Source organism: Kerstersia gyiorum (genome assembly GCF_004216755.1).
GTDB classification, from domain to species: Bacteria; Pseudomonadota; Gammaproteobacteria; order Burkholderiales; family Burkholderiaceae_B; genus Kerstersia; species Kerstersia gyiorum.
Genome location: NZ_SGWZ01000001.1, coordinates 986,026 through 1,008,184 on the forward strand (window position 1 = coordinate 986,026; position 22,159 = coordinate 1,008,184).

A 22,159-nucleotide genomic window follows, 5' to 3' on the forward strand; every position below is an offset into this window, starting at 1 on the left:
GTCGGCCTCAGCGGTAGTAGTCGGGTTCCGGGTAGCGGCCGTTGAGCGCCCAGTCGCCTACCTCCAGCAGCTTGTAATGAATGGGGTCGTGCAGGGTATGGGTACGTACGTTGCGCCAGTAGCGGTCGAAACCGTATTTGCGTGCGGCTGCGCGGGCGCCCATCAGTTCGAAAATGCGGGAGGTGACTTCCAGTGCGGCTTCGTGGGCCGCCACCTTGGCCTGATAGGCAAGGATGGCCAGCTCACCGCGTTCAATTTCGGTCAGCGCCGGCCCCCGGGCGATAGCAGCATCTGCCTGGGCTCCAGCGGCATCGGCCAGGGCGGTGGCAGCTGCCAGCTGCACAGAGAGGCGGCCAAAACGGTCGACGATCAGCGGGTCCGCCGCCGCATGTTCGTGGCCGGATGTGACCCAGGGACGGCTTTCCTGCCGGATGTATTGGCGCGCGGCATGCAGGGCGCCCTGGGCCGTGCCGATATAGAGTTCGGCAAAGGAGAGTTGAATGATCGGAACATGTACGGTTACGTGCGGCGGAAGTTTCTGGGTTTCCGGGTAGTGGTTCACCAGATCCGATCGGGCCACACGGACATTTTCCAGGCGGGCGCTGCCGCTGACGGTCTGGCGCTGGCCGATGGCATTCCAGTCCCCGCCGAAGCTCAGGCCAGGGCTGGGGTTATCGACGATGAACTGGCCCAGGTGGTGTGAGACATCCTGTCCGTCCACGGTCGCGCCCGGGGCGAAGCGCACCCAGACCTGCAGGGTGTCGGCCACGGCTGCGCCTGAAGTAAAAGGCTTGCTGCCGTTGATCGCATAGCCATCGCCGGTATTGCTGGCTTGCAGCAGCGGCGGATAGGCTGCCTGGGCGATTCCTGCATGAAACCAGCCATGCTGCAGAAAACCGGTCAGGCGTTTACGGCGTAAACCGGGGTTGTTGTGGCCTAGACCGATGCGTGAGCCGAACAGGTGATAGGTGAGAATTTGCGCGATGGATGTGTCGGCCTGAGCCAGTCGACGGATGACGCGCAGTATTTGGCTATCTGTGGCGCCGCCGCCGCCCAGTTCTGCCGGGATGGCGATGGTCAGCAGGCCGGCGTCGCGCAGCAGCGCGATTTCCGCAATCGGATCATGGCCGGCAGCGTCGCGTTCGACGGCTGTTTTTTCCAGTTCGGCAGCTACCTGGCCCGCCTGGTCCAGCCAGATTGCCAGACGGTCCACTGCCTTGGATTCTTCCTGTGCTTCCACTAGGCTCATTGCATCAGTCCTTTGCTAGGCTTGCAGGCCGGTTTGAGGCCGTTGCCAGCCGGTGAGAGGGATGGTGCGTGGCGGGCAGGTCATTGTTCCGGGCGGCGCCGTCCACGCGGGGAGTCGGGGGATGGGATGCGCTTGCAAGACGGCTGCGCAATGTGCCGCTACCGGTATCCGGACGGATACGACCCAGGCGGCGCAATTCAGGAATGACGTGCTCGATGAAGTCTGTGTACGAACCCGGACTGACCAGATGCAGCAAATTGATGCCGTCCAGTCCGGTGTCATCCAGCCATTGGTCTAGCGCCAGGGCGACGGTCTTGCCGCTGCCGACGAACAGGCGGGAGCGGCCCAGGCCGTCTGCGGGGGCGAGTGCATCCCGCAAGGTCCATTCGCGGCCGGATTCTTCCGGGGTGAACAGATTCAGCAGGCCGCGCCCGGATTGCGTATCCAGCTGCCGGATGGGGGTTTCCGGGCCGTAGGACGAGAAGTCGATATTGGTGGACGCGGCATAGTGAACGACTGCGCCCTGGAAATCGAAATATTCCCGATACTGTTCCAGCTTTTGCTGCGCCTGTTCGTCGGTGGCACCCGTGACAACAGCGACGGATGTGACAAACTGGATGGCATCTGGTGCGCGGCCCTCGGCAGTGGCCAGCGCCTTGGTACGGGCGATATTGCGGCGCAGTGCGTCATCATTAGCGCCGACGACGAAGATGACTTCGGCGTGTCGCGCCGCGAAGGCGACACCCCTGGGCGAACCGCCAGCCTGCATCAGCACCGGCACGCGCTGGGGGCTGGGTTCACTGATGTACGGCCCCGGTACGCGGAAGAATCTGCCTTCGTGGTTGATGGCGTGCACGCGCGTCGGGTCGGTGTATAGCCCATCAGGATGCGCCGGGCTGCCTTTATCACGGACGACGGCGCCATCTTCCCATGAGGCCAGCCAGAGCTTATAGGCGACCTCCAGGAACTCCTCGGCGCGCTCATAACGCAGGTCGTGATCAAGTTGCGTGCCCAGGCCCAGGTTGCGTGCGGCGCTTTCCAGCTGCGAAGTCACGACATTCCAACCGATCCGCCCGTTCGTGGCGTGATCCAGCGTGGTGAATTTGCGAGCCAGCAGCCAGGGATGTTCATAGGTCGTGGATACCGTGATCGTTATGCCCAGCTGTTCAGTGACGGCAGCGATTCCCGAAGCCACCAGCAGCGGGTCGGTCAGTGGCGACTGCACGCCGCGCTCCAGCGATGCTGCGGCATTGCCGCCATAGGTATCCAGCAAGCCCAGTGCATCGGCAATGAAGAGGTTGTCAAAGCCGGAGCCGTCCAACAGCCGGCCCAGGGTCTGCCAGTAATCCAGTTCGGCATGCCGGTAGTGCTGGTCTTCAGGGTGGCGCCACAGCCCATAGGCGACATGGCTGGCGGCGTTCATCGTGAAGGCGTTCAACAGAATGGGCTTTTTGCCCGGGCGGGGCGGAGGTCTGGAATTCATGCGGACACTTTCTCTGCGTAGGAAGGGAACACGGTGGCCTGGGGGCGGGCGTGTTCGCCGGGAATCGCGGCAAGCAGGGCGCGGGTGTAGTCCGAGCAGGGCGCGCGCAGGAGCTGGGCGGTTGCTGCGGTTTCCACGATGCGGCCGTGCTGCATGACGGCAATGCGGTCGGCGACCTGCGCGGCAACGCGCAGATCATGGGTAATGAACAACATGGCCAATCCCAGTTCGCGCTGCAGTTCGTCGAGCAGCGTGAGAACCTGGGCCTGCACCGATACATCGAGCGCCGAGACGGGTTCGTCGGCGACCAGAACCCGCGGGCGCAACATCAAGGCCCGGGCCAGGCCGATGCGTTGGCGTTGGCCGCCGGAAAAGGCGCCCGGGCGCCGGTCGGCGGCGGCAGGGTTCAGGCCTACCCGGGACAGCAGTTGCTGCATACGCTGTTCCGCTTCTGCGCGTGTCACGCCCAGTTGAAGCAGGGGTTCGGTAAGAATCCGCCGAATGCTGTGACGCGGATTGAGGGAAGCCTGAGGGTCCTGGAAAACCATTTGCACGGCAGGGCGCCGTTCGCGGGTGAAAAGATCGCGGGCTGTCGCAATCGGCTGGCCGTCCAGCAGGAAGTTGCCCGCATCGCGTTCGGCCAGGCCAGTAATGATGTTGCCGAGCGTGGATTTACCCGAACCGCTTTCGCCGACCAGGGCGACGGTCTCCCCGGCATGCAGTTGCAGATCCACGCCGAGCAGGGCCTGCGTGACACGCCGGGGCGCTCCCCAGAACCGGCGCTCGGCATGTGTTTTTTGGATGCCGGCCAGTGTCAGTACCTGGGGCGCAGGCGCTTGCGGCGGCGGGCGCAAGGCAGCCAGCCGAGGGACGGCGGCCAGCAGGCGGCGCGTGTACTCATGACGGGGCTGCTGCAGTACGGTTTTGGCCCGGCCGGCCTCAACGATGCAGCCATGTTGCATCACGATGATGCGGTCGGCAATTTCCCGGACGATACCGAAATCATGTGTGATGAACAGGACGGCCAGACCCTGGCTTTTTCGCAGTGCCAGGATGATGCGCAGAATTTCGGCCTGCGTGGTGACGTCCAGCGCAGTGGTGGGTTCGTCAGCAATCAGCAGTTCGGGCTGGCAGGCGATGGCAATCGCAATGGCGATACGCTGACGCTGGCCGCCTGACAATTCGTGTGGATAGCGCCTGCCCAGCGTTTCCGGTTCGGGCAAGCGCATGGCGCGCAACAGGGCAGCGATGGTATCCGGTGGCGCTGGCAGGCCATGTGCCTGCAGGGCTTCAGCCAGCTGATGACCGATGCTCAACAGTGGATTGAGCGCATTCATCGGTTCCTGGAAGACGTAGCCGATATGGGCGCCTCGCAATCGGCGCAATCCGGCTTCTTTGAGGCTCAGGATGTCCTGGCCCGAGAAATGCAATCGGCCGGCGGTAACGCGTAGCGCGGGGTGAGGCAAGAGGCCGGCGATTGCCGAGGCCAGTACGGATTTGCCCGAGCCGCTTTCCCCTACCAGGCATAGCACTTCGCCACGTTGCAGGGTCAGGCTGGCACCGCTGACTGCCAGGGGACGATCCGCGCCATCGGGCAGAGAGATATCCAGGCCTTCTATTTCGAGCAAGGCGCAGGGGCGGAGGGTTTGCGGTACATGGCCGGGTGCAGGGGGTGTTGTCATGCTTGCCCTCGCCGGGAGTCGGGGTGTAGCCAGCGCTCCAGGCCATCACCGACCAGGTTGAAAGCCAGCACCGTGAAGAAAATGGCAAAGCCGGGCAAGGTTGGCAGCCACCAGTTCACACTGAAGGCGGTGCGGCCCGAGCCGAGCAGAAACCCCCAGGAAATGGCATCCCGGCTGCCCAGCCCGAGAAAGCTGATGCTGGATTCAATCATGATGGCGCTGGCTACCATCAGCGAAGCCTGGATGACAACTTGCGGCAGGACATTGGGCAATACGTGCAACAAGGCAATGCGCGTTTGCGACAGGCCGCCGAGACGCGCCGCACGCACCCAGTCCAGGCGTCGCAAGGCCAGCGTTTCCGCACGCACGACACGCGCCACCGAAGGCCAGGAAATCAGCGCAATGGCAAAAATGACGTCACGAGGCGTGGCGGAAAGAATGGCGACGATGAGCAAGGTGAGCAGAAAGCCAGGAATCGTCTGGACGAATTCCGTCAGGCGCATCAGCAGCGCATCTGTTTTTCCTCCCAGATACCCGGCCGCCAGGCCCACGATGACGCCTGTGCTGGTAGCGATGGCCATGACGCCGAAAGCGACGGCCAGCGTGGCGCGCGCCCCATGGACCAGGCCGGCCGCGAGGTTGCGGCCCAGCATGTCTGTGCCGGCAGGAAATCCCGGCGATAGGGGCGGCAGGTTGGGGCGGCCGGCCATGCGCCACGGGTTGCCCGGGTACAGCCAGTCGGCGCAGAGGACGAAAAACAAAAGCAAGGCCAGGATGGCCAGCCCGAACAGCGGGGCTGGGCGCAGCATGGGGTGCAGCGATCGGGTCGTCGTCATGCGCCTGCCCTCAGGTTCACGCGCGGGTCAATCAGCTGGTAGGCGATATCCGCCAGCAGATTCACGACAATCACGCCCAGCGAAGACAGCATGAACACGGCCAGCAGCACGTTGTAATCGCGAGCCATCAATGCGTCGAAGGCCAGGCGTCCCATGCCGGGCCAGGCAAAGACGGTTTCCACCAGCACCGACCCGCCGATCAGGTGGCCGGCCTGTAGCGCGGCGATGGTCAGGATGGGTAGCAGGGCATTGCGCAACAAGTGGTCGCGCCAGATGAGTGATGGCGCCATGCCCTTGGCCCTGGCGGTGCGGATGAACTCTTTACCGGAGACTTGCAGCAATGCGGCGCGGCTGACACGGGCTTGAATGGACATGTAATACAGGCCCAGCGTCAGCACCGGCAGCGTCATGTGGGCGAGAAGATCCCGCAGTGACGGCCAGAACCCATGAACCCCCGGGTCCAGCATGCCGTAGGAAGGCAACCAGCCCAGATTGACGGCAAAGATGATGATCAGCATCAGGCCGATCCAGAACATGGGCATGGCAAAGAACATGACGGATAGCGCCGTGATGCCGCTATCCAGCCACGAACCCGGACGGCGGGCAGCCAGCGCGCCCAGGCCAATGCCTGCCAGCAAGGAGAGGATGAAAGCGCATGTGGTCAGCAGCAGCGTCGCTGGCACCCGTTCCAGCACGATATCCAGGACGGGTTGGCGGTCGCGGTACGAAAGCCCGAAATCCAGACTGAGTACGGCCTTCAGATAACGGAACAATTGGACGGCAATGGGTTGATCCAGGCCGAGGTCACGGCGGATCTCCTCGACGAAGGCTGCGTCATTGGCGCCGGAATCGCCGGCCAGCAGCAAAGCCGGGTCGCCAGGTGCCAGGCGGATCAGGACGAAGCTGACGATAATGACGGCCAGCAGCGTCAGCGCAGCCTGGGCCAGGCGCTGCGCGATCAGGGCAGGATTGGCCGCCAGGAAAATCCGCTTGCCCAGGCGGGAGGATGCCTGTGCGCTGGGGGTCATGGTTCAAGCCAGACATCGGCAAAGTTGTCATCCGTGCCCAGCGCTGTCGAAATCAATGCATGCACCCGATTGCGGTGCAGGGTCGGGAAGATGATGTCGTGGGTCCAGACCAGGGGTACGTCCCGGGACAGGATCTGCTGTACGCGGGAGTAGATGCGCTGGCGTTCGGCTGGATTGGCATCGTGCGCGCCCTGATCCAGCAGGGCATCGACCTCTGGATTCGAGTAGCCGTTGACGTTGGCGCCTGTCGTGCCGGCGTTGTCGCCGATGACGGTCTTGTAGCCATAGGAAATGCCGATGGCAGGATCCGGCGTGGTGTAAACGAAATTCTGCGCCAGGTCGTAGTCAAAGTGCACCAGTCGCTGGAACCAACCCGCCACATCGGTGGAGACGATGTCCACTTTGATTCCGACTCCCGTCAGTGCTTCACGCAGGTATTCGGCCTGGCGTGCCCACAGTTCGCCGTAAGGCAGGGGAACCAGTCTCAAGGTGAAGCGCGTGCCGTCGGCACGAACCGGATAGCCGGCTTCGTCCAGCAAGGTGGTGGCGCGGGCCGGATCGTAGGGATAACGGGTTTCGACGTCCTCGTCCTTATAGGCTGAGAGGCGTGAGAATGGGCCGTTTATCGGCTTGCCGAAGCCCGCGAAAATGGTCTCTATGATGAAGTTGCGGTCTATGGCGTGGTTGATCGCCTGCCGCACTTTCAGATTGGCCAGTTCGGGCGTGCGATTATTGATATGCACATACCCGACAGGCTGCAGGTATTCCCAGCCGTCCTCGCGCAATGTCACGCCAGGCAATGCCTGCAGGCGTGCGACGTCGAAGCTTTCTATGTCACCTGAGCGAAGCACATCCACCTTGCCGGTTTCGAAGGCAATGGCACGGGAATTGGCGTCGGGGATGATATGAAAAACAATGTTGTCCAGATATGGCTTGCCCGCATCCCAATAGGATTCATTGCGTGCCAGCCGAATGTGGCTGCCGCGTTTCCACTCCACCAGTTTGAAGGGGCCGGTTCCGATGAATTCAGCATTTGCCGGCGCGTTGCGATAGTCAGTCACGCCGACATACTTGTGGGCGGGAACGATGGGGACGTTAAGAGAATGAATGAAGGCGGGATAGGCCTGTTTCAAGCTGAAAACGACGGTCAGCTCATCGGGGGTTTCTATGCGCTCTATTTCGTTGCGAAGGTCGCGGGAGCGCGCATGCTGGGCGGGCAGGAATTCCCCCAGGCTGAAGGCGACATCCCGGGAGGTAAACGGTTGGCCGTCATGCCATTTGACGCCCGGGCGCAGCGTAAAGGTATAAACCCGGCCATCCGCAGAAACCGTCCATGCACTGGCCAACCGGGGAATGGGTGTGACGCCCTGTTGGGCATAGCCGAGCAGCGAGTCATAAATTTTGTTGCCGACAAAGGTTGCCGGCCCCAGGCGGTTGATGCCGGGGTTCAGGGATACCGGTTCGGGCTGCACGATCAGATTCAGTGTGCCGCCATGATGCGTTTCCTGGGCGTTGGACTGAGGGGTGCCCAGCATCAGTCCCACAACACTGAGGTGCAGCGCCAGCATACAGGCCATGCGGGTGCGGGCCAGGCAGGCATGCAGCAGGTTGAGGAGAAGAAAGCGGGAGGAAGATGCGGTATGCATGGCGGCCGCCACGTAGGCAAGGAGCAATCGGACAGGAGATTGTCGGATTGCCCGGGCCGCAGCCAAACGATAGAAAACTCATATCTATCTGCATGATTGCCCGGCTGGTGATGCCGCTTCGTCACGCCAGGAGCAGGCGAACACCGCGTGATGGCGGCTTGCCTGTGCCCTGGACCGCTATTCTGGCCGTATCGTCAAGACTGCGCGCAATGGCAGCCAGCCATGCTGGCCGTCAGGATCAGCGGGTGGCTTCCGTCGCAATGCTTTCTGCCGTTGCCGCCTGAGGTGCCGCTGGTTGCTTTGCTTTCTGCCCGGGCAAGGCGAAGATCATGTCGAATGCCAGGGTGAAGAGGAAGGTGTAGAAGAGGAAGAACAGTAGCAGCGCGGCTTCCATTTTGACGGCTTCCCAGAGGCCGACGTGATACCAGCCCATATAAAGCGGGATGGTGAACAGGAACAGGCCGCCTTCGAAGGCGATGGCGTGGACGGAGCGCAAGGCCAGGCTGCGGGAACTGCGGTGCGTGCGGCGTTCCCAGGCTTCGAATAGCGTGTTGAAAATGTAGTTCCAGGCCACGGCTATGGCGGATACCGCCGCGGCTACGGGCAGCGAATCATGCGCCGGACCGCCGCTGAGCAGGCTCAGCAAAAGCGTGGATGCCGCGATGGCGATGACTTCGAAGGTGGCGACGTAGATAATGCGACGGGTAAGCGGTTTGAGATATATCATTTTCGGCTCGCGAGACAGGGCATCTCGTTTCGGTAGAGCCGGTCCGTCCCGGGTCTTTCAAGAAATTGGGCACTGTATTCGCAGTATTTGCGATGAAGGATGTACACGCCATACCGGCCACGGTTTCCGCCGGCGCCTGTCATCATAGCCCGCCGGGCAGGGCGAGGCAATTTCCCGCGTTGCGCCATTGCCATGTCAGCGGCCGTGCTATTTGTTGCCGTGTTGTTCCATGCGCTCCGAGGGGGCGGCTATTTTGAGAGAGGTTATTTTTATGCAGGATCGTGTCAGCGTAGGGGCCGTGACGGAGGCAGAAGGGCGATGCCCTCGCGGTCTTCCTGCAGCAGAGGCATCTGCGCAGTGGGATGCCGCCGGGCAGGCACTGCGCACCGGCCGTTTGCTGTTGCGGCCCTGGCGCGATAGCGATCTGGAGCCGTTTGCTGCCTTGAACGCAGATCCGCAGGTCATGCGTTTTTTTCCGGCAGTACTGCAACGCCATGAAAGCGATGCGCTGGCAGCGCGGCTGCGCCAGCAGTTCGATAGCCAGGGTTATGGCATATGGGCCGTGGAGGTGCCGGGGCAGGCTGGTTTCATCGGTTTTGTCGGACTTGCGGAGCCTCGTTTCGATGCGCCTTTCACCCCGTGCGTGGAACTGGCCTGGCGCCTGGCGCGTGATTGGTGGGGCCAGGGGCTGGCACCCGAGGCTGCTGCCGCCGTACGCGATTATGCGTTCGGTACGTTGGCGTTGAAAGAAGTGGTGGCGTATACCTTGCGGGAGAACCACCCATCGCGCCGGGTTATGGAAAAGCTGGGCATGACCCGGGATGCAGCGGAGGATTTCGACCATCCCTTGCTGCCTGTCGGGCATCCCATGCGCAGGCATGTGCTGTATCGCTTGCGCGCCCGCCCGTAGGCAAGGCGGGCTGGGCGGCAGCCTCGGTGCGCTGCCCGTTGCGGCGGCGGTGCTATCCGATAGGGCGTATGCGTAGCTTGCCATCCTGCCAATGGCCGTTTTCCAGCTGAACGCTCAACTGTTCCGGCGGGTATTTGAAAAAGTGCAGGAAGGTAGCGGCGTTTTCGCCTTGCATGCCCAGGAGTTCAATGGAGCTCTGGTCGATGACGATCTGGCAGTCGAAATGCGGCAGCGGCGTGTGCAGAACCTGGATAATGGCCTTGTGGTTCCAGAAGGGATGTTCGAAGCCGCGCACGTTGGAACGGTCCAGGTAGAAGCCGGGGTAGCTGCCGTTGTCCAGGCCGGCTTCCAGGCATTCACCCTGGCGGTTGGTCAGCCGTATGCGCAGGCGGCTGTCCGGGCTGAGCCGGCCGCTGGCGGTGATTTCCAGCGCGTGGAGGTCGGACCAGGATTGACAGGCCAGCGTGCCGCTGGTGGCGTCATGCCAGGACAGTTCCTGCCCCGCTTCTGCGGCCCAGGGGCTCAGGTCCGGCAGCCGTTGCACGATATGCCAATGGTCGTCACGCCGACGCAGCGACAGTTCGCGCGGCAGCGTCATGGCACCGCGTGCCGGGTGGGCCGGGGTGGCGTTGCAGTACAGCCAATTGTTCATCCAGGCCATGCCCAGCACGCGCCCCGGTGTATTGGCGAAGGTTTGCAGGGCATAGAAGTCCTGTCCTGCGTCCAGCAGGCGGGTGGCCTGGTCCTGTGCGGTGAAACCCAGGCCATCGAAATGGCCGACAAAATACTGCACGGTGCTGCCGCCCGTAGGCGCGCCGGGATTGATGGACAGGAACAGGACCCAGCGGCTGCTGCCGCCTTCGACAGGCAGTTCGACCAGGTCCGGGCATTCGTAGTCCAGGCCGAGCAGGCCGGCATGGCCGAAGCTGCCCGTATGGCGCCAGTCGCGCAGGTTGGTGGAGTGATAGAAGCCGATTTCATGGCGGCGCGCATGGGCAACCACCATGACCCAGCGCTGGATCGGGTCATGCCAGAACACCTTCGGGTCGCGGAACGAGGCCGATTGTTCGTCCAGTACCGGGTTGCCTTTATACAGGGCCAGCCGTGGTGATTGTGTCTGCACATGGGCCAGTTCCTGAACCTGCCGACCGGGGCCTGCTCGGGTGAATAGCGCCGCCATGCCCCCCTGGCCGTCCGGGAAGAGTCCCGAGGTATTGGCGCCATCCCAGACCATGGAGCCGCTGAATGCCTGGCCCCTGGCATCGGGAAAGAGCGCCAGCGCCTGTTCCTGCCAGTGGATCAGGTCGCGGCTGGTGGCATGGCCCCAGTGGACATTGCCCGATACCGGGGCGCCGGGGTTGTGCTGGTAATAGAGATGGTAGATGCCATCGGCCAGGATCAGGCCGTTGGGGTCATTCATGAAGCCGTTGGCAGGGCTGTAGTGGATGACAGGTCGATAGCGGGCGTCAGGCACGGCTGCGCCGCGCTGGCTGCGGCGGGAGATAAGGTCTATGGCTGGCGTCATGGTGCGATCCGCGGGACTGATTCCAGGCAGCAAAGACAGAAAGGGGCTGCATCCGCCGGAGTGAACGGATGCCGCCGTTGCAATGCCGCGCCAGGCGAGGCATTGCGGCGCAACAGATCAGCCTTGGCCGCGCTGAATGACTTTCAGGCCCAGGCTGGCGTCATAGCCATGGATTTCCTTGACGTCGAGCTTGCGCATGAACTCGATGACGTCGCTCGTGATGAGCTGGCCCGGTACCAGGATGGGGAAGCCGGGGGGGTAGGGAATCACGAAATTGGCCGACACCACGTTCGCGCCGGAAGCCAGCAGCTGGTCGATTTCCGGGCCGTTCAACGCCAGGTACGCGCATTGCTCGTCATCGTAGGCGTCGAAGAATGCCGTTCGGATGTCGCCATGGAGGGTAGTGCTGTCCGCCTGGTCGCGATAGCGTGAGTCGAAGGCGCTGAAGTTGGGCAGGTGCGGCACGTCCTCGATCAGCGATTGCACGCGCTGTTCGAAGCGGGCGCGTTCTGCCGGGTCGACCAGGTGCTTTTCCAGTTCGATCGAAATTTCAATCAGTACGCGCAACAGCATGGCGATGTCACTGCGCGTGTTGTTGATGTTCGATTGCAGCAGGATGCTGTTGCGAGACGTCTTGTTGACCTGGATGCTGTACTTGTCGGCCAGCAACTTCTTGAAGGACGTGCCGTCGAAGCCGGCTGTGCCGCACAGCAGCGTCAGCCGCGTGGGGTCGAGCAGGAATTCATCCTGGCGGATGGCTTGCGCCGCGTCGGCCCAGGACAGGTCGTGTGCGGTGTATTCGTTGATGCCGGTGTCGCGGTATTCCGCCGGGACCAGGTTTTCGTTGGTCAGGATGCGGAAATACTTGGAGATCAGCGGGTGGTGGTTGACCGCGCGGCGGATGGACAGCGCGATCTGGATCGCGTTGGTCACCAGGCCGTAGCCTTCCAGTTCCATCTGGCGGCGAGCCAGGTCGAGCGTGGCGATGATCTGCTGGTTGGGGCTGGTGGTCGAATGCGTGAAGATGGCTTCGCGGAAGCGGCCCTTGACCTTTTCGTGCAATACGTCATGCGCCAGCACGATGGAGCCCTGGCGCAGCGCCGACATGGATTTGTGCACGGAGTTGGTCTGGTAGACACGCAGCAGCACTTTGTCGGGGTCCGGGACCAGGCGCGTTGCCAGCAGGCGGGCGTCGTCGGGGTTGTCGCCGAGTTCCTCGCGTTGCCGGGCGTAGGCCGTGCGCGCTGCGTCGCTCTGCAGGTGTTCGGTCAGCGCAGCGGCCGCACCCATGGCGGTGCGCTGGCGCAGCAGCGGCGACCAGTGGGCGAAACCGAACCAGGCTTCGTCCCACAGGAAGATGAGGTCGGGCTTGATCGCCAGGCATTCTTCCATGACGCGGCGGACGTTGTATACGTGGCCGTCGAAGGTGCAGTTGGTCAGGTCGACCATCTTTACCTTGTCCAGCTGTCCTTCCGCCTTCAGGGTCAGCAGCGCGCGCTTGATCGTTGCCAGCGGCACGGCGCCATACATGGAATATTCCGTCAGCGGGTAGGCTTCCACGTAATAAGGCTGGGCACCGCTCAGCACGCAACCATAGTGGTGCGATTTATGGCAATTGCGGTCGATGATCACGATGTCGCCGGGCGCCAGCAGGGCCTGCAGCACAATCTTATTGCTGGTGGACGTGCCGTTCGTGACGAAGTAGGCTTCCTGGGCGCCGAAGGCACGGGCGGCCTTTTCCTGGGCTACCTTGATGTTGCCGGTGGGTTCGAGCAGGCTGTCCAGCCCGCCGGTGGTTGCCGAACTTTCCGCCAGGAACAGGTTGGTGCCGTAGAACTCGGCCATGTCGCGGATCCAGTTCGATTTGAAGATGGACTTGCCGCGGGCGATGGGCAGTGCATGGAAGGTGGAGATCGGGCGCTGAGCGTAGCGCTTCAGGTTGTCGAAGAACGGCGTGCTGAAGCGGTCGCGTATGCCTTCCAGTATGGACAGGTGCAGTTCCAGCGCTTCTTCCACCTGATAGAAAATACGGCGGAAAGTCAGGTTGCTGGCATCGGCAGCCAGTTTTTCCACCGAGCGGTCGCTGAGCAGGTAGATATCCAGCTCCGGGCGGATGCGGTGGATCAGTGTGGCCAGCCGCTGGGCGTATTCTTCTTCGTCGTTGCCCAGGTCCATGGAAACGGATGCCTGGATGGCAGCAACGATGGGGTTCTCAGCAGCGCCCTTGGCGCCGAAGCCTTCATAGAGAACGACCGCATTGATGTGGTGGTTCAGGATGACGGCCGTCAGCGCGTCTTCGGCATTGCCGGTGACCACCACGTCATAAATGAACTCATCCTCGGGGCGGCGTACGGCGCGCGACTCCTGGACGATATGCGGCCAGCGCGAAGGCGCATGCGGCACCACGCTCAGGACTTCGAAATAGGGGCGGTGGCTGTTGCTGCTCAGCGAGGGGGGCAGGCGGTCGGCCGGGCTGCTGCTGTCGCTTTCGCCGTGTTCGGCCAGGTCCGGGTCTTGCGCGTATTTTTGCGCAATGATGGAGGTGGCGGTGCTCTGGGTGAGTTTCAGCAGGCCCTTGATGTCCTGCTCGGCCAGCAAGTGCGCGAGGGTGTCGAGGACGCCCGAACCGGGGTAGGCAAAGTATTTTTCCGTCTGCGTGATCTTTGCCAGCAGATCGGAGAATTTGTCAGTGTCCAGCGCCTGGCCTGGTTCGCTATGGGCCAGGCTGCGCGCCTGGGCCAGCAGTTCCAGCCAGAGATCGGAACGCAGGGAAGGTGCGGCCATCAGGCTGCCCAGATTGAAGTCCTTTTGCTCGGGTACTGTCATTGCTACTTCCTTTGCTCAAAGGTGGGTGTGACGGGTGGGGCTGCCTAGACATGCCCACATGTCCTGCGGGTAGCCTGGGCAGGGAAAAACAGCACATGCAATGAGATGGAGCAGTTCGCCACGAACGGCAGGCTGGCGACAGTCCGCTGCCGACCGGTCGTTGCGGGATGTACGTGTTCTAGTCCATTTCGCAGCTTGGCTTCAAGCTATTCTGTTTCATTATGTTAGGAATCGCTGTAAAAGACTGCGTCTGCGCAAGTGGCGCGCTTGTCGCCCATGGCGCATGGACAGCCGCATTGTTGCTGCCTGCTCAAGGCTGATGACTTTAGAGTAATGCAGGGTCACATGCTTGTCATTGACGCTGGATAAGCTGGCGATCTAACCGGCTTTTCCCGTCGTTACATCCGGAGTGATCATGATTATCAGACAAGTTTCCTACGTGGCCGCGACCTTGCTGGCAGGCCTGGCATTCGGGGCCCAGGCCGAGACGCTGGTGCTGTATACCAGCCAGCCCAATGCGGATGCGCAATCGACGGTCGATCTGTTCAGCAAGGCCAATCCCGACATCAAGGTGGAATGGGTGCGCGACGGCACCACGCAGCTGATGGCGCGCCTGGAAGCGGAAATCAGCGCCGGCGCCGTGAAGCCGGATGTCCTGCTGATCGCAGACAGCGTCACTATGGAATCGCTCAAGCAGCGTGACCTGCTGCAAGCCTACCTGAGCCCCGAACGCAAGGCGTATGACGGCGCGCTCTACGACGCGGATGGCCACTATTACGGCACCAAGCTGATCACCACCGGTATTGCCCATCACAGCCAGGCCGCCGTCAAGCCCGAAAGCTGGCAGGATCTGCTGGACCCCAGGCTCAAGGGGCAGGTGTCCATGCCCAGCCCGCTGTATTCCGGCGCCGCGTTGATCCATCTGGCCAGCATTACCGAGACCCCGGGGCTGGGCTGGGAATACTATGAAAAGCTCAAGGCCAATGATGTCAGTGCCCAGGGGGGTAATGGCGCGGTATTGAAGGCAATCGCCAGCGGTACCAAGCCCTATGGCATGTTGGTGGACTACATGGCTATCCGGGAAAAGGCCAAGGGCGCGCCTATCGAGTTCGTTTTCCCCCAGGAGGGCGTGAGCATCGTGACCGAGCCGGTAGGCATCCTGAAGTCGGCGGCGCATCCCGAGGCGGCGCGCCGCTTTGTCGATTTCGTGCTGTCCCAGGCTGGCCAGGAACTGGTGCGTGAGCAAGGCTATGTGCCGGCGCTGGAATCGGTGTCCGTGCCCGAGGGCTTCCCGGCGCGCAGCGAGATCAAGCTGCTGCCGTTCGATGCCGGGCAAGCGCTGCGTGATGCAGAAAGCAACAAGCGTCGTTTTGGTGAGTTATTCGGTACCAAGTAAGCGTGGTGCCGCATGGCGGCGTCAACCGCCCGGCGCAATTGCCGGGCGCACAGAGTGGCCTGCGCCGTTGCGGCATGGCCGGGGACCGTTCCGGCGCAAGACGCGGGAACGGTCTTGGCGTATGGGATCGGCGCGGCGACGCTGGCGGCAAATTGCCGCAGTGAAGGTTGCCGCCATTGTGTGCCTGGCGGGCATGTCGCCTGGGGGCGCCATGGGCCGGTCCGGCAAGAGGGGATACACCCGTGTCTGAAATATCAAGAAATCTGGGAACCATGCCCATGCCGTCAGGCATGCCGGGCCTGCCCACGCCATTGACGTGGTGGCGTGCCGAATGGCTGGCCTATGCGCTGCTGGGGCTGGTGGCCCTGCTTGGCCTGCTGCCGAGTGTGCGCCTGGTTTGGGAGGCGGCGGCCGGCATGGCGGCGGGCAGCGAGGGCGCCCTGGCACGCGTGCTGTCCGAGCCCGGCACCTGGCGGGCATTGTTCAATAGTTTTTATACCGGTGTGCTGGGCACCGTCATCGCCGTGATCCTGGGCGCGGGCTTCGCCTGGATGGTGGTGTTGACTGACGTCAAGCGGAAATCCTGGTGGGTCTTCCTGTTCATGCTGCCCATGATGATTCCGCCGCAGGTGACGGCCCTGGCCTGGTTGCAACTATTCGGGCCGTCCAGCGCCCTGTTGCAGACGCTGGGACTGGCGCCTGCGATGGGCCGTCCACAGCCCTTGTATTCGGCCGACGGCATCGCCCTCTTGCTGGGCGTGCAGCATGCGCCGCTGGTATTCCTGGCATTGCGCGCCAGCCTGCTGACGCTGCCGGGCGATCTTTGCGAGGCGGCGCGGCTGGCAGGCGCTTCGCAGGCCCAGGTGCTGCGGGGCATCATCCTGCCGCTGGCGCGTCCTGGCCTGGTTGCCGGTGCCGCCATGGCATTCGTGTCGGCGCTGGGCAACTTCGGTATCCCCGCCATGCTGGGTATTCCCGCTGGCTATTATGTCCTGCCGACACTGATTTACCAGAAGATGGCCAGTTTCGGTCCGTCCATGTTGCAGCAGGTGGCTGCGTTGTCCATGCTGGTGGGGGTGCTTGCCGTCGCCGGCGTGTGGCTGCAGGGGCGCTTGCAGGCGCGGGCATCCTATCGTCTGATCGGCGCTGGACGGCGGATGGCGGTGATCGTGCTGGGCCGCAAGCGCCACTTGGCTGAAGCAGGCATGGCGCTGGTGCTGGCCCTGATCCTGGTGGCTCCGCTGGGGGCTTTGCTGGCTGCGTCGCTGGTGCCGGCCATGGGCGTGCCGCTGAATTGGGACACCGTGACCGGGTCCGCCTATGTGGAAATGCTCACGCGGCAGGGAACGACCTGGCGTGCCGCCTGGAACAGCAGTCTGCTGGCGGGCGGGGCGGCGCTGGCCTTGATGGCGTTGAGCCTGCCGCTGGCCTGGCTGATGGCGCGGCAGCCGGGGCGCTGGACGCGCCTGCTGGAAGCGATTGTCGAAATTCCCTATGCCTTGCCGGGAACCGTGCTGGCCGTGGCCTGCATCCTGTTGTTCGCCCGTCCCTTGCCCTGGATCGAAGTCAGTCTGTACGGCACGCTGGGAATCATCTTTTTTGCCTATCTGGCGCGCTTCCTGACGGTGGCGCTCAAGCCGGTGCAGGCGGGCATGCGCCAGCTCGACCCCGCACTGGAAGAAGCCGCCCGGCTGGCGGGTGCCGGGCCACTGCGGCGCCTGTGGGACATGCTGCTGCCCTTGCTGGCACCATCGGCATTCGCCGGCGCGCTGCTGGTGTTCCTGACGGCGGTCAATGAGCTGACAGTGTCTGCGCTGCTCTGGAGTGCCGGAACGGAAACATTGGGCGTGCTGATCTTCAACTTCAGCGAAAGTGGCGACAACGTTCTGGCGTCGGCGGTGTCCGTGGCCATCGTGGCCGGTGTCGCATTATTGATGGCGGCCTTATCTTTATTGGGTGGACGTTTGCCCCCGGGAGTCATTCCATGGCGGAATTGATGTTGTCCATGGTGTCGCGCAGCTATGGCAGCGCGACTGTCGTGGATGGTTTGAGTCTTTGCATTCCCCAGGGGGCGTTTGTGGCCTTGCTGGGCCCCAGCGGCTGCGGCAAGACGACGACGCTGCGCATGGTCGCCGGCTTCGAGAATCCGGATGCCGGTGAGATCCGTCTGGGCAACCGGGTGCTGGCCGGCCCCCAGGGTTGCGTGCCGCCCGAGCAGCGCGGCATGGGCATGGTGTTCCAATCCTATGCGCTCTGGCCCCATCTGACGGTGGCCGAAAATGTCGGCTATCCGTTGAAACTGCGCGGCGTGCGTGGTGCGGCCTACGAGGCCAGGGTACGCGAAGCGCTGGAATTGGTTCATCTGGATGGCCGTGCGCAGGCGGCGCCCCAGGACCTCAGCGGCGGCCAGCGCCAGCGCGTTGCGCTGGCACGCTGCCTGGTGGCCGAACCCGAGGTGATCCTGCTGGATGAACCGTTGGCCAATCTTGACCGTCACTTGCGAGCCTCGATGGAGGATACCTTCCGCGAATTTCATCGCCGGACCGGCAGCACGTTTGTCTATGTTACCCATGATCAGGCCGAAGCGATGTCTCTCGCGGATTATGTGGCGGTGATGAATCGTGGCCAGCTGGTGCAGTGGGCCACGCCCCAGGAACTCTACGCTCGTCCCCGGAGTGAATGGCTGGCAGGCTTCGTCGGGCAGGGCAGTGTCCTGCGCGTGCCCCGGTCCGAAGCTGGCCGGGTGCTGGCGGGAACGGACTTGGCGCAGGCATTGGCGGCAGGTGGTGCGTATCCGGTGCTGCTGCGTCCGCAGCATGTGCGGTTGCACCAGCGTCCCGCGCAGTGGGGGGAGCTGGCAGGGCAGGTAGAGGATTGCGTGTTTCGCGGCGAGCGCTATGAAGTGCAGTTGGTGCTGGCTGGCGGGCAGCGGTTGCTGGCGTACCACGAGGCTGGCCTGGCTGTCGGGGATGTGGTGGCGGCCGAGGTGCGGCAGGCCTGGGGACTGGAGCAGGGATGACAGGCATACCATTGGTTCAGGGCCTGGCTGGTAAGCCGGGCCGGACGTTTTATTTCATGCGGCATGGGCAAACTGCGTTCAATGCGGCTGGCGCGATCTGCGGCAGGCTGGAGCCCCCGCTGGATGCCGTCGGCAGGCAACAGGCCCAGGACGCCGGCGCGCGGCTGGCTAGCCTGCCGTTCGATTGCGTGGCGGTCAGCCCGCAACTGCGGGCCCGGCAAACGGCCTTACTCGCCGTGCCCCAGTCCGCGCCCCTGGTGTTCGACGGCCTGCGTGAACGGGACTGGGGTGACCTGGAGGGCCGGCCGCTGGCGGAACAATGCGCCTATCGCGATACGCCGCCCGGGGGGGAGCCTTGGGATGATTTCCTGGCGCGGGTGCTGGATGCCTTGCGGCAACTGCTGGCTGCTCACGAGCAGCCGCTGGTGATTGCTCATTCCGGTGTCTGGCGGGCCATGCGTACACTTGCGACCGGCGCGCCGGAAGGCCCGCGCATCGCCAATGCCGCACCCGCTATGGTGGTACTCTCCGGTGGCCTGTTGGCTGGCACCACGATGGTGCCAGCGCAGGGCGGGCAACGGCCTGGCGCAGCGTGCAGCAACGCCACGCCGGCGGCTCAAGGATGCCGGGATATTCCGGTGTTCTATCTTTAATTGTTTGAAATTATTGGTTTTTCATGATTTATGGGCAGGCGTGGCGCAGGCTGCGCCTGGTCTGAATCCGGGTTGGGATGTTGTCTTAAACCAACAATAATCCTGTTCCTGTGCTGTTTTCCGCGGGGGAACGTAGCCGAATGCAGCGATTTTTGATGCAATAGCTACAACTTCCCTTAGCGGAGTTAGGGGAGCGGTAGGCCGACAAACGGATACGCTGCTCTTGTCACTCAAATATTCGGAGATTTCTTAAATGAAAAAGACTCTGCTTGCCGCCGCTCTGCTTGCTGGCTTTGCTGGTTCCGCTCAAGCGGCGAACTCGGTTACCCTGTACGGTATCGTTGACACCGGCCTGTCCTATCAATACGTCAAGACCAAGGATGCTGCGGGTGACACCCACTCCACCAACCAATTCGGTCTGCGTGACGGTGCTCAGAGCGGCAGCCGTTGGGGCCTGCGTGGCACGGAAGATCTGGGTGACGGCCTGCGCGCTGTCTTCACGCTGGAAAGCGGCTTCAACTCCAACAACGGCAAGTCTGGTCAAGGTGGCCGTCTGTTCGGTCGTCAAGCTACCATCGGTCTGGCCAGTGATGCCTGGGGTCAAATCGACTTCGGTCGCCAAATCACCACCGTTAACAAGTACGTTGGCGGCATCGTGAACTTCGGCAGCATCTACGCTCCGGTGAACGGCACGTTCTTCTCCACCGGCGATACCACGCGCTACGACAACCAAATCCAATACCGCAGCCCCAGCTTCGGCGGCATTGAATTCGGCGTTGGCTACTCGTTCAACAACGACGGCGTCAGCCCGGGCAACAGCTCCGCTTCCGGTGCCAAGAACTCCGATTTCGATCGTGAACTGAACGCCGCCATCAAGTACGCCAACGGCCCCCTGGCTGTTGCCGTCGGTTACGACCAGATCTACCTGAAGAAGGCTGATCCGGGCAAGGACCCCAAGGCCCTGATCGTTGGCGCTTCGTATGACTTCGAAGTCGTGGCTCTGCAGCTGGGCTACCAACACGTCAAGCACGGCGCTCAATTCGCCCTGAACAACGGCAGCGAAGCTGCTCTGCTCGACGCTGACAGCGTGAACTCCTACCTGGTCGGCGTTGGTGCTCCTCTGGGCGCCAACGGCAACATCTACGGCCAATGGAGCCTGTCGGATGCCAAGGACAAGGAGAAGAAGTCCAACGCCTTCACCGTCGGCTACACCTACGACCTGTCCAAGCGTACCAACCTGTACGTCTACGGCAACTACACGCAAGACTACCTGTACATCAAGGACCAAAAGGCCGCTCAAGCCGGTATCGGTCTGCGTCACCGCTTCTAATCACGACTTCCGCCTCCGGCAGGTCATCTGACCCGCTGGTGGTGGTTGCAACCGGCAGTAATGTCGGTGAGTGACAAGCGAATGAAAGCCGCCCTTCGGGGCGGCTTTTTTTTCGTCATTTTTCTATAGTTTTGTCTTTTTCATTTCTCTGTTATCTGGTTTCCGGGGAAGAAAGCAGGGGCGATGGTGCGCTGCGCCAGAGAAACATTGTGTGTAATTGAAAATGGTTCGCTTTAACCAGATATGCGCGGTGATAGGGGTTTAAAGGGCGCTGTAAGGCGCTCGAATGCTACAATAGGAAAGTTTGCATATAGGCGGGTCGGTTATGAATCTGCAACAATATTTTCCCGTACTGCTCTTCATTCTGGTGGCGACAGGCATCGGTTTCGCGCTGATTGGAGCAGGCTCCCTTTTGGGGCCGAGGCGCCCTGATGCGGAAAAGCTTTCACCCTATGAGTGCGGCTTTGAAACGTTCGATGACGCGCGTATGCGTTTCGATATCCGCTATTACCTGGTTGCCATTCTTTTCATCCTCTTCGACCTTGAAATTGCGTTCCTGTTCCCGTGGGCCATGGCCCAGGGCGCGGTAGGCCTGGTTGGCTTCTGGACGGTCATGGTCTTCCTGGCGGTGCTCACCGTCGGTTTTATCTACGAATGGAAAAAGGGAGCGCTGGACTGGGAGTAATCCCGGAACGGTTTTCCTGACGAGGCAATCATGGCGATAGACGGCATACTCAAGCAGGGTTTTATTACCACCAGCGCCGATAAGGTCCTGAACTGGGCCAAGACGGGCTCCATGTGGCCCATGACTTTCGGTCTGGCCTGTTGTGCGGTCGAGATGATGCACGCCGGTGCGGCGCGTTACGATCTCGACCAATTCGGCATTATCTTCCGTCCCAGTCCGCGCCAATCCGATCTGATGATCGTGGCTGGCACGCTGTGCAACAAGATGGCGCCGGCGCTGCGCAAGGTCTATGACCAGATGCCGGAGCCGCGCTGGGTGCTCTCCATGGGCTCCTGTGCCAACGGCGGTGGCTATTACCACTACTCGTATTCGGTGGTGCGGGGCTGTGATCGCATTGTGCCGGTCGATATCTACGTGCCGGGCTGTCCGCCCACCGCGGAAGCGCTGGTCTACGGCCTGCTGCAAATGCAGGGCAAGATCCGCCGCACCAATACCATTGCGCGCTGAGTCATGGCGCAACACAAGACTGACATCCAGGATTGAATGACATGACCAGGCTGGAAACCCTGAAACATAACCTGCTCCAGGCATTTGGCGAAGACGCCGCGCTGACCGAAGCGCTGGGCGAGCTGACGCTGGAGCTTCCTGCAACGCAATGGACGGCTGGCTGTGCCCGGCTGCGCGACGAAGCGTCGTTGCGTTTCGAGACTTGCATCGACCTCACCGGTGTCGATTACCTGACCTACGGCGTGGGCAAGGTGGGCGAGCCCTCCGGCGAGTCCTTCCCGGCACGCTTCGCGGTGGTGATCCATCTGTTGTCGGTCACGCACAACTGGCGTTTGCGCGTGCGTGCCTGGCTCGAGTCTGACGAATTTCCCGTGATCGACTCGCTGACCGACGTGTGGCCTGCCGTGGGCTGGCCCGAGCGCGAAGCGTTCGATATGTTCGGCATCGTTTTCGAAGGCCACAACGACCTGCGCCGCATCCTGACCGACTACGGCTTCATTGGTCACCCGTTCCGCAAGGATTTCCCGCTGTCCGGCCACGTCGAAATGCGTTACGACGAAGCCGAAAAGCGCGTGGTCTATCAGCCTGTCACCATCGAGACGCGTGAAATCACGCCGCGCATCGTTCGTGAAGATGCATACGGAATAGGGCGGTAAG

The 22,159-nt window shown here is 62.4% G+C and carries 18 protein-coding genes; 9 read left to right on the forward strand and 9 right to left on the reverse strand.

Features of this window, described 5'->3' with window-relative positions; translation table 11 throughout:
* Positions 1-7 precede the first annotated feature (7 nt).
* From EV679_RS04370 to EV679_RS04400, 7 genes are all read right to left on the reverse strand, one after another.
* On the reverse strand, positions 8-1,249 hold the full coding sequence (locus tag EV679_RS04370; protein ID WP_130486581.1) for an acyl-CoA dehydrogenase family protein: 1,242 nt from the start codon (positions 1,247-1,249) through the stop codon (positions 8-10).
* Positions 1,250-1,253: 4 nt separating this feature from the next.
* Positions 1,254-2,732 carry an NtaA/DmoA family FMN-dependent monooxygenase gene (locus EV679_RS04375; protein ID WP_130486582.1) on the reverse strand — a complete coding sequence of 493 codons (1,479 nt, stop codon included), beginning with the start codon at positions 2,730-2,732 and terminating at the stop codon, positions 1,254-1,256.
* On the reverse strand, positions 2,729-4,414 hold the full coding sequence (locus tag EV679_RS04380; RefSeq protein WP_068366922.1) for a dipeptide ABC transporter ATP-binding protein: 1,686 nt from the start codon (positions 4,412-4,414) through the stop codon (positions 2,729-2,731). Before EV679_RS04380 ends, EV679_RS04375 begins: the two co-directional genes overlap by 4 nt.
* On the reverse strand, positions 4,411-5,250 hold the full coding sequence (locus EV679_RS04385; protein WP_068366920.1) for an ABC transporter permease: 840 nt from the start codon (positions 5,248-5,250) through the stop codon (positions 4,411-4,413). Before EV679_RS04385 ends, EV679_RS04380 begins: the two co-directional genes overlap by 4 nt.
* A complete protein-coding gene (locus tag EV679_RS04390; protein ID WP_083969352.1) occupies positions 5,247-6,278 on the reverse strand; it encodes an ABC transporter permease in 1,032 nt (343 codons plus the stop codon). Before EV679_RS04390 ends, EV679_RS04385 begins: the two co-directional genes overlap by 4 nt.
* On the reverse strand, positions 6,275-7,924 hold the full coding sequence (locus EV679_RS04395; protein ID WP_205704119.1) for an ABC transporter substrate-binding protein: 1,650 nt from the start codon (positions 7,922-7,924) through the stop codon (positions 6,275-6,277). The genes EV679_RS04390 and EV679_RS04395 overlap by 4 nt, the downstream gene beginning before the upstream one ends.
* Before the next feature lie 238 nt (positions 7,925-8,162).
* Positions 8,163-8,651 (reverse strand): PACE efflux transporter, encoded by a 489-nt coding sequence (locus EV679_RS04400; protein WP_068366918.1) that lies wholly within the window; start codon positions 8,649-8,651, stop codon positions 8,163-8,165.
* 400 nt (positions 8,652-9,051) lie between these two features.
* Here EV679_RS04400 and EV679_RS04405 point away from each other — a divergent pair, with 400 nt between their 5' ends.
* Positions 9,052-9,561 (forward strand): GNAT family N-acetyltransferase, encoded by a 510-nt coding sequence (locus EV679_RS04405; RefSeq protein ID WP_341272962.1) that lies wholly within the window; start codon positions 9,052-9,054, stop codon positions 9,559-9,561.
* Between the two features lie 52 nt (positions 9,562-9,613).
* Here EV679_RS04405 and EV679_RS04410 read toward each other — a convergent pair whose 3' ends face one another.
* Positions 9,614-11,086: a glycoside hydrolase family 32 protein gene (locus EV679_RS04410; RefSeq protein ID WP_130486583.1), complete on the reverse strand. Its 1,473-nt coding sequence runs from the start codon at positions 11,084-11,086 to the stop codon at positions 9,614-9,616.
* 117 nt (positions 11,087-11,203) lie between these two features.
* Complete coding sequence (locus tag EV679_RS04415) at positions 11,204-13,912, reverse strand: aminotransferase class I/II-fold pyridoxal phosphate-dependent enzyme (RefSeq protein ID WP_242611419.1); 2,709 nt, start codon at positions 13,910-13,912, stop codon at positions 11,204-11,206.
* A gap of 415 nt (positions 13,913-14,327) precedes the next feature.
* On the opposite strand from EV679_RS04415, the gene EV679_RS04420 reads away from it, so the two are divergent.
* From EV679_RS04420 to EV679_RS04455, 8 genes are all read left to right on the forward strand, one after another.
* Positions 14,328-15,308 carry an ABC transporter substrate-binding protein gene (locus EV679_RS04420; protein ID WP_068366912.1) on the forward strand — a complete coding sequence of 327 codons (981 nt, stop codon included), beginning with the start codon at positions 14,328-14,330 and terminating at the stop codon, positions 15,306-15,308.
* Positions 15,309-15,580: 272 nt separating this feature from the next.
* Entirely contained in the window at positions 15,581-17,305 is a 1,725-nt protein-coding gene (locus EV679_RS04425; protein ID WP_238591279.1) for an ABC transporter permease, read from the forward strand.
* On the forward strand, positions 17,293-18,327 hold the full coding sequence (locus tag EV679_RS04430) for an ABC transporter ATP-binding protein (protein ID WP_130486584.1): 1,035 nt from the start codon (positions 17,293-17,295) through the stop codon (positions 18,325-18,327). The genes EV679_RS04425 and EV679_RS04430 overlap by 13 nt, the downstream gene beginning before the upstream one ends.
* Positions 18,324-18,980 carry a histidine phosphatase family protein gene (locus tag EV679_RS04435; RefSeq protein WP_130486585.1) on the forward strand — a complete coding sequence of 219 codons (657 nt, stop codon included), beginning with the start codon at positions 18,324-18,326 and terminating at the stop codon, positions 18,978-18,980. The genes EV679_RS04430 and EV679_RS04435 overlap by 4 nt, the downstream gene beginning before the upstream one ends.
* A gap of 253 nt (positions 18,981-19,233) precedes the next feature.
* Positions 19,234-20,310 (forward strand): porin, encoded by a 1,077-nt coding sequence (locus EV679_RS04440; protein ID WP_130486586.1) that lies wholly within the window; start codon positions 19,234-19,236, stop codon positions 20,308-20,310.
* A gap of 325 nt (positions 20,311-20,635) precedes the next feature.
* The gene (locus EV679_RS04445; protein ID WP_068366904.1) at positions 20,636-20,995 is read left to right on the forward strand and encodes an NADH-quinone oxidoreductase subunit A; all 360 of its coding nucleotides are present in this window, start codon (positions 20,636-20,638) and stop codon (positions 20,993-20,995) included.
* A 30-nt stretch (positions 20,996-21,025) separates the two neighbouring features.
* The gene (locus tag EV679_RS04450) at positions 21,026-21,502 is read left to right on the forward strand and encodes a NuoB/complex I 20 kDa subunit family protein (RefSeq protein ID WP_068366901.1); all 477 of its coding nucleotides are present in this window, start codon (positions 21,026-21,028) and stop codon (positions 21,500-21,502) included.
* Between the two features lie 41 nt (positions 21,503-21,543).
* Positions 21,544-22,158, forward strand: a complete 615-nt coding sequence (locus tag EV679_RS04455) for an NADH-quinone oxidoreductase subunit C (RefSeq protein ID WP_068366899.1) — start codon at positions 21,544-21,546, stop codon at positions 22,156-22,158.
* Position 22,159: the final 1 nt, after the last annotated feature.

Bases quoted from the DNA above. Each gene is read 5' to 3' on its own strand.
- EV679_RS04425 (WP_238591279.1), top strand. From the start codon at position 15,581: ATGCCCATGCCGTCAGGCATGCCGGGCCTGCCCACGCCATTGACGTGG.
- EV679_RS04375 (WP_130486582.1), bottom strand. From the start codon at position 2,732: ATGAATTCCAGACCTCCGCCCCGCCCGGGCAAAAAGCCCATTCTGTTG.
- EV679_RS04400 (WP_068366918.1), bottom strand. From the start codon at position 8,651: ATGATATATCTCAAACCGCTTACCCGTCGCATTATCTACGTCGCCACC.
- EV679_RS04440 (WP_130486586.1), top strand. From the start codon at position 19,234: ATGAAAAAGACTCTGCTTGCCGCCGCTCTGCTTGCTGGCTTTGCTGGT.
- EV679_RS04370 (WP_130486581.1), bottom strand. From the start codon at position 1,249: ATGAGCCTAGTGGAAGCACAGGAAGAATCCAAGGCAGTGGACCGTCTG.
- EV679_RS04410 (WP_130486583.1), bottom strand. From the start codon at position 11,086: ATGACGCCAGCCATAGACCTTATCTCCCGCCGCAGCCAGCGCGGCGCA.
- EV679_RS04430 (WP_130486584.1), top strand. From the start codon at position 17,293: ATGGCGGAATTGATGTTGTCCATGGTGTCGCGCAGCTATGGCAGCGCG.
- EV679_RS04420 (WP_068366912.1), top strand. From the start codon at position 14,328: ATGATTATCAGACAAGTTTCCTACGTGGCCGCGACCTTGCTGGCAGGC.
- EV679_RS04450 (WP_068366901.1), top strand. From the start codon at position 21,026: ATGGCGATAGACGGCATACTCAAGCAGGGTTTTATTACCACCAGCGCC.
- EV679_RS04455 (WP_068366899.1), top strand. From the start codon at position 21,544: ATGACCAGGCTGGAAACCCTGAAACATAACCTGCTCCAGGCATTTGGC.
- EV679_RS04435 (WP_130486585.1), top strand. From the start codon at position 18,324: ATGACAGGCATACCATTGGTTCAGGGCCTGGCTGGTAAGCCGGGCCGG.
- EV679_RS04390 (WP_083969352.1), bottom strand. From the start codon at position 6,278: ATGACCCCCAGCGCACAGGCATCCTCCCGCCTGGGCAAGCGGATTTTC.
- EV679_RS04445 (WP_068366904.1), top strand. From the start codon at position 20,636: ATGAATCTGCAACAATATTTTCCCGTACTGCTCTTCATTCTGGTGGCG.
- EV679_RS04380 (WP_068366922.1), bottom strand. From the start codon at position 4,414: ATGACAACACCCCCTGCACCCGGCCATGTACCGCAAACCCTCCGCCCC.
- EV679_RS04395 (WP_205704119.1), bottom strand. From the start codon at position 7,924: ATGCATACCGCATCTTCCTCCCGCTTTCTTCTCCTCAACCTGCTGCAT.
- EV679_RS04415 (WP_242611419.1), bottom strand. From the start codon at position 13,912: ATGACAGTACCCGAGCAAAAGGACTTCAATCTGGGCAGCCTGATGGCC.
- EV679_RS04385 (WP_068366920.1), bottom strand. From the start codon at position 5,250: ATGACGACGACCCGATCGCTGCACCCCATGCTGCGCCCAGCCCCGCTG.